This window comes from Desulfobacula sp., assembly GCF_021107415.1.
On the sequence record NZ_JAIOSW010000138.1, the window covers coordinates 20,180 to 27,602 of the forward strand.

General features: G+C 42.6%; 5 protein-coding genes. 1 reads left to right on the plus strand and 4 read right to left on the minus strand.

The features are described 5' to 3' along the window. Nucleotides 1-16 precede the first annotated feature (16 nt). The 4 genes from K8S13_RS07205 to K8S13_RS07220 all read right to left on the minus strand — a co-directional run bounded on the left by K8S13_RS07205 (nucleotide 17) and on the right by K8S13_RS07220 (nucleotide 5,293). Nucleotides 17-1,903: an aldehyde ferredoxin oxidoreductase family protein gene (locus K8S13_RS07205; RefSeq protein ID WP_291461571.1), complete on the minus strand. Its 1,887-nt coding sequence runs from the start codon at nucleotides 1,901-1,903 to the stop codon at nucleotides 17-19. Then, complete coding sequence (locus K8S13_RS07210) at nucleotides 1,903-2,310, minus strand: 4Fe-4S binding protein (RefSeq protein WP_291461573.1); 408 nt, start codon at nucleotides 2,308-2,310, stop codon at nucleotides 1,903-1,905. Before K8S13_RS07210 ends, K8S13_RS07205 begins: the two co-directional genes overlap by 1 nt. A 32-nt stretch (nucleotides 2,311-2,342) precedes the next feature. Continuing rightward, entirely contained in the window at nucleotides 2,343-3,779 is a 1,437-nt protein-coding gene (locus tag K8S13_RS07215) for a trimethylamine methyltransferase family protein (RefSeq protein ID WP_291461574.1), read from the minus strand. Nucleotides 3,780-3,874: 95 nt separating this feature from the next. Further along, nucleotides 3,875-5,293, minus strand: coding sequence for a trimethylamine methyltransferase family protein (locus K8S13_RS07220; protein ID WP_291461575.1), 1,419 nt, complete (start codon nucleotides 5,291-5,293; stop codon nucleotides 3,875-3,877). A gap of 320 nt (nucleotides 5,294-5,613) precedes the next feature. Between K8S13_RS07220 and K8S13_RS07225 the strand changes: the two genes are divergently transcribed. Next, nucleotides 5,614-7,056, plus strand: a complete 1,443-nt coding sequence (locus K8S13_RS07225) for a sigma 54-interacting transcriptional regulator (protein ID WP_291461576.1) — start codon at nucleotides 5,614-5,616, stop codon at nucleotides 7,054-7,056. Nucleotides 7,057-7,423 lie beyond the last annotated feature (367 nt).

A 7,423-nucleotide genomic window follows, 5' to 3' on the forward strand; every position in this document is an offset into this window, starting at 1 on the left:
GTTTTCCTTTATATGCTTAAATCATATTACTCAGACCAACACGGTCAAGCGTTTTTTGTGTCGGGATGCCATTTTTATCCCATCCCCGCGCACTATAATAGGCATCTAAAAGTTCATCCAACTCTTCGAGGGTGATACAATATCCCTTGTTGGGCCCGCTTGGGGTTGGTTCTTCATAAAACCGAGCCGGTGGATAGTCTGATTTTCGGCCAAAATTTTTTATTTCTCTTGCCGAAATCATCCGTGTCAGGTTCCATACTTTTTCAGATACTTTAAGCAGATCGTCCCAGGTTATTTTTTTTCCGGTGATAATAGAATAGAGTTCAGCATAATTTTCAACTTCAAACCCCAGCTCCATCATCTGGAGGCGGCAGCACCCAAGCATGTCAAAGGCCGGGCGGGTATGCTGGGAATCAATGACAAATTTTGCTGAATCCACACCGGATACAACGGCTTTGGGCCTTTTATCACCGGAAGTCCCGGCAGAAATCAGGTCATGTACATTGGTGGCGGCACCCACCACATCATGGCCCAAAACCCAGGCGCGGTTATGGTGAGCCCCTATATCTGCCGTCATATAGGCCAGCATCATGGAAGGCGCATTCCGGCATTCATATCCGGTCCATTCCAGGCCCTTGACATGAATGGCAAATTTTTCAGAGTTATTTCCGATTTTTTCAGAAGCAGTTTTAACCCCCTGGGCCAGCAGATCACCCAAGGTATTCTGCCTTAAACTCATCAAATTTAACAGGTAAACAATGGAGTCAAGATCACCGAATTCAATAACCTTTTTTCCAATTTCATCTGCTGAAATCAGGCCCTTTTCAAAGCATTCAATGGTAAAAGCCGCAACAGAAGCTCCTGAGATGGTATCAATACCCAGCTCATCACACAGATAATTGGCATACGCCACCTCTTCAACGGTTTTGAGCATGCAGCTGCCGCCAAACAGGGCGATAGTTTCAAATTCAGGACCTTCCATGTAAGCAGAGCCCAAATCAGTTTTAGTGTGACCGTATTTCCCACAGGGAGTGGGACAGCAATAACATCCTTTGTCTGTTATTTTCAGCCGTTCCAACACTTTTTTTCCATTAATCAGGTGGCTGTGGTCAATATGGGATGTTTGAAAATTCTTTGCGGGAAAGGCACCGACTTCATTGACCCAGTCGGTAATACCGGCGGTCCCTTCCGGGGTCCACCCCTTAAATCCCGGCTTTTGAGAAACTTTTTTAAAGGCCTCTTTCCCTTTGGCATAGGCTTTTTCAACATCAAATACCGGGATGCTGCCCGTTCCTTTAACAGCAATAGCCTTGATATTTTTTGATCCCAGGACAGCGCCGATACCGGTTCGCCCGGCCTGACGTCCGAAATCGTGGGAAATGCAGGCAAATTTCACGAGCTTTTCTCCGGCAGGGCCGATGGTCAGTATCTGGAAGTCTTCTCCCAAATCTTTTTTCATCATCTCTTCGCAGGATAGAGAGCCTTGTCCCCAATAGGCTTTGGCTGGCCTGATTTCAATCTTATCATCTTCGATAAAAAGATAACTTGGGGCTGCGGCCTTTCCAGTGATTACAGCCATATCATAACCGGCATATTTTAAAGCCGGTCCAAAATGCCCTCCCATGTTTGAATCTGCATATCCGCCGGTAGCCGGAGACTTTGATCCAAAATGGGTTTTGCCGCTGGCCGGAAGAAAATGGCCGGATAAAGGGCCTGTGGCAATAATAAAAAGATTGTTCTCTCCAAAGGGATCGGTATCCGGGGGCAGCTCTTCGTACAGGGTTTTTGCCACAAACCCCCTGCCGCCAATGAACTCTTCACACATTTTCTTAGACAGCGGTTCTTTTAAAAATTTTTCGCCATTAAGCTCAATCCGTAGAATTTTTCCTGCATAGCCATCCATTATTTACCCTCCGCTATATTTTTTTCTTTAGATATTATAATTGCCTCTCTCGGGCAGACGGCTGCACATTCCCCGCAAAGAACACATTTGGCCGGCATGTCATCTTCGCCTTTAATAATCATGACCGATTGGGGGCATGCTTCCACACATTCGTGGCAGGCAATGCATTCCTCCTCATTGATTCGGTAGATCCCATCTTTAAGCTCAATAGCTTCCACCGGGCAGACTTCGGCGCATATGCCGCATTGATCACAAAAATGGATTTGATAGTGTCCAGGTGATGGAAACAGTCCTTCAATCCTCAACAATGCCCTGGATGACGTGACTTGATTGAAATTTACTATGCTGCAGGCCAGTTTGCAGACACCACAGCCCGAGCAATTTTCATGATTAAATATTAATTTCATTTTAATTTTATCCTTTTATTTCATGTTTTTTGCTATATCCATGAGGCCTGCATTTTATCAAGCTCTTTGATTATTTCCTTTGGAAGCTGTCTTGGTTTATGCTCCATTTTTTTCAAAGTTAGAGCCTGTAGACGGTCTTCAAATTTTTTGCCACCCGCTTTCTCCCACTTATCATAAATAGACCGATCAAAAAGTTCTGAGTATTTTATCTGCCTGAAATGATCCATGGTATGTTTCTCCGTGAGATAGTGACCCCCCGGTCCCACCTTGTCAATCACATCAACGGCCAGGGTTTCCCTTGTAACCGGGATACCGTTCATAAAATGATGGACCGAGTCTACAATATCATGGGCCAAAACCATAAATTCAGGTGAGACCAGGCTGCCATGATCCATCCAGCTTGAACAGTCGTGAATCAGGCCTGAACCGACAGCGGCAGATGAAAGGCATTGAAATGCCACTTCAGCACCTGCCTGGGCATCACAGAATTTTGAATCGGTGGCTCCGGCGGTCCCAAAAAAAGGCAGTTGATAGTATTGAGCCATCTGTGCCATGGCGCCTGTCATGAGGCTGAGTTCAGTGGCACCATATGAAAAAATGGTTGTTTTCATATCCATTATGGTTGTAAATGCTCCATAAATAAAGGAGGCGCCCGGATTTACGAGCTGGTGGAGAACCAGGCCGCTTAGGGATTCTGAACTTCCCTGCACAATGGTTCCGGCAAAGGTGGCCGGTGCTGATCCGCATGCCTGGGGTGCGGGAAAATTGATCAAAGGAATATTGTTTTCAGCACAGAAAATTACCTTATCCACAGCAGGATCATAATAAAGCAGGGGGGAAATGGGTTCGGAATAATGGACAAGGCACGGGGCTTTGTCAAAATTCTCTTTGCCGCCGCACAGCAGAAGTCCCATTTCATAAATATCTTTCACACTGTTGGTGTCCTTGCAGCAGAATACAAGCGGTTTCGCACAATTTTGCAATGTATTTCTCACCACCACACGATCAGCAATATCAGGGGGGACATCATCTGCCATACCAATAATCATGCACCAGTCAAAACGATCAAGGCCATCACATAAAGCGGCTGTTGCCTTAATATGGTCACTGGTAAACCTCATTCTTTTGTGGGTTTTGGGGTCCATATAATCGATGCAGTCAAGACTGGGGCCAAAATAGGAATTGTCCTTTTCAAGGAAAACCGTGCGTTCCCCTTTCTGGTTACCAAGAACCAGCCTGTGACTTGCTTTGGCAATGGCATCTTCCACCATCCATGAAGGGATTCTGACCCTGTTATTCTCTACTTTTGCCCCGGCCCCGTCAAGTATTTCAAGTCCCCTGGGATGTGTCATTTTAATGCCTGTCCGTTCTAAAACTTCCAATGTTGCAGCATGAATCCGGCTCACCTGCTCATCGTTAATAACGCGTAAACTCGGCTTAAAATATAGATCTTCTGTTGTTATACCCATTGTTTCCTCCAATAATTCACAGGTTTAAATTTTTAAAACGTTTCGGCAGTACCGGATACTTGCAGTCCCAATAACATGTTTGCCTCCCGTTTTAGTTAAGCGTTACGAATAGAGTTTATATACGCATCAAGGTCTTTTCGGACAGCATCGTCCATATCAGGTTCCTTATAGTTTTTAAGAATTTCTTTGTATCTGGCATTGGCCCGCTGTTCCATGGTAAGACTTCCCTTGCTTTCCCAACTGGTAAAATTATCCCGTTCCTCCATGATCGGGGCATAAAGTTCTTGTTTAAAATGTTTGAATGTATGTATATTGGTTAAATATTCTCCTCCCGGACCGACTTTTTTTATGACATCTACAGCCAGCTTTTCAGCCGTAATTTCTTCACCGCGTTTTATTCGTTTGCACATTCCGCATATTTCAGTGTCAATGATGAATTTTTCATAAGATGCCGTAATATACCCTTCAAGGATACCGGCTGAGTGAAGGACAAAATTAATACCGCTCATGGTGGCCATCATCATGCTCATCATGGATTCATAAGCAGCCTGGGAATCAATAGTTTTTGAATCGGTTAATGCACCACCACCCCGGACCGGGAGATTGTAGAACCGTCCCATCTGGGCTGTGGCCGCTGTATTGACTGCCATTTCCGGTGCCCCAATACTCAAGGTGCCGTACCGCATGGCCGTGACTGATGAGGACCCTGCAAACACGACAGGTGTTCCTTCCCGGACAAGCTGGCTCAGTGTGATACCGGCAAGGATTTCAGCATTCTGGACTACAAGGGTTCCTTCCATGGTGACCGGAGCTGTGGCGCCTGCAATGGCAAGAGATGAAATCAGCTGAGGCATGCCTGCTTTTGCATATTCCATTATGGCCCCGCACATCTTATCATCAAATCCCAATGGCGTTAGTGAGGTTAAAATACTGACAAAGGGTGGTTTTTCAGCCATTTGTTCACGGCTTCCAAATACCATGGACGTCATCTCAATCGTTTCCCGGGCGTCCTCGGCACTGGTTCCGGCTCCCATAAACGGTTTGTCGGAATGAATCATGGCTGAATAAATTCTTTCTGCATTCCGATTGGCAACAGGGATATCGTTAGGTTCTGTCATCATGCCGCCGGTGATATCAATATAGGGACTTTCATATGCCAGCTTTGCAAAATTGCTGAAATCTTCAAGGGTTCCCTGCCTCCGACCCTTATCCATATCATTGACAAACGGTGCACCATAACAAGGCATAAAGGCGATATGATCATCTCCGATCACAACATCTTTTTCCGGATTTCTGGCATAAAGTGTAAATTGGGACGGGGCTTTTTTGATCTGTTCTTCAACCAGCTCTTTTGGGAAGAACACCCTCTGTCCATCAATTTTACAGCCTGCTCTGGCAAAAAGATCCCTTGCAGGTTTATAAGTGAACACAAGGCCAGCCGTTTCCATTACCGAAAGAGTGGCTTCATGAATTTGCTCTATCTGGTTTGTTGAAAAATATTTGTAAAATTCCATGAAATCCTTCCCTTTGTCTTTTAGTCGTCATTGCATAAAGTATCAATTGTTTCCACAAAATTTGCATGATCCATGCCATCTGTTTTTCAAGAGATATTAAGCAGTAATATGTTCTTTTATTTTAAAGGGTTAATAGTATTGTTTTATTATTCTTAAATAAAGTTGCGGCTGAATTAAACTGAAAAAATAAAAATTTTTTTATTTTTCTTGTCTTCCTGTTTAAAAACAGGCAATTAATAGGAATCTCTGGGTGTAAAAGTGATAAATAAATTATAAAAATATTTTGATATAGGGGCCGGATAAGATAACCGGGTAATAAAATGGATAACCTAAAGGTCACACGTAACCTAAAGGTCACACGTAAGCTTAATCTCGAGGATATTGATATTTACAGGGTTTTAGCATCCATGCATGAAGGTGTGGTCATTTCGGATATTATCGGGAAAGTCAGGTTTTTTAATGAAACCCAGGCAAAAATTGACGATGTTGATCCAAAAGATGCGATCGGGAAGAAAATTACAGATATTTACCAGCTTACCGATGATACCAGTCCTACCATGCGGTGTTTGAAAAGCGGCAAGCCAATAATCAATGAAACAATGTTGTACAGGACACACCTGGGCAAAGTGGCTAATATTATCAATAATGTCTATCCTTTGTATAAATCAGGAAAATTGATTGGCGCCATTAATTTTTCAAAGAATTACCAGATTTTAGAAAAAATAATTATTCAGGATCATAAGTCCCCTCAAAAAAGGAAAACCAAAAACAGCGCACGATTTTATTTTTCCGATATCATCGGATCAGACCCGGATATACGCAATGCAGTGCGGATTGCCAAGATGTCGTCAAATTCACCATCCTCTATAATGATTTATGGAGAGACCGGAACCGGTAAAGAATTGTTTGCCCAGTCTATCCACAACCACAGTTCAAGAAAAGGCAAACCCTTTATTCCGATAAACTGTGCAGCGATTCCGGAAAATCTTTTGGAAGGTATCCTTTTCGGAACTTCAAAAGGGGCTTTTACCGGTGCCATCAATAAAAGTGGCCTTTTTGAGCTGGCCAATGGGGGCGCCATTTTTTTAGATGAGCTGGATTCCATGCCGTTGACACTTCAGGCCAAGCTTTTGCGTGTTATTCAGGAGAAGAAGGTCAGAAAGCTGGGGTCTTTAAAAGAAATCGATCTGGATGTAAAAATACTCAGTTCAGTGGGGCGCCCGCCTTTGGAGATTATCCAGAAGGGCGCATTAAGAATGGATCTGTTTTACAGGATGGGTGTAGTTTTCATTATGCTGCCGCCTTTAAGGGAGAGGAAAAACGAATTAAGAAAATTGATCCGGCATTTTATCACAAAATATAACCAGACATTAAATGTACAGGTGTCAAATGTTTCCAAAAATGTGTTTGACTGGTTCAATAATTATAATTGGCCTGGAAATGTCCGGGAACTGGAACATATTATCGAAACCTCAATGAATATGGTAGCCGGGGTCAAAACCATAGGGCAAGAGCATCTGCCGTCTCATGTTTTTTCTTTTGCAAAAAAACAGGCACCTGGTATCTTAAAACAAGATCAGCACAGGATAGCTTCAAACCTGGTTGAGAATCAGGCTGCAAATGAAAAGCAGATGATCTGTAATGCCCTGAAAAAAAATCTTGGTAATGCTGCAAAAGCGGCAAGAAGCCTTGGGATTTCACCTCAATCCTTTCATTACAAGCTTAAAAAGTATCAGGTCAGGCGACGGGGTTATCTTCCGTAAAATAGTAGAAGGTAAAAATTATCAATTTTCAGTTAGATACGATGCAGATGAAAAATCATTAAAAAAGTGTAAAAAAAATTTACAGTAAAATTAATAAAAGTTGATATAGTTTGGATGTTATTCCAAACTATATCAAAATTTTTATTTATTATATTTTGATAAATTCTTAAAAAAATCACCATGTTATTGTTGTTTGCCTTTATAAAATACGCTAAAGTTTCAATTTGTTTCAAAATTCATTTTCCAGGTTGGTATGTTAAGTGCATCTAAATAAAAAAATAAAGAACTGTTTGATAAAGGATTCAATAAAAGGAGATCTTAAAACAATGAAAACCAATGCAAGAGCAGTCATTATCGGTGGTGGTGC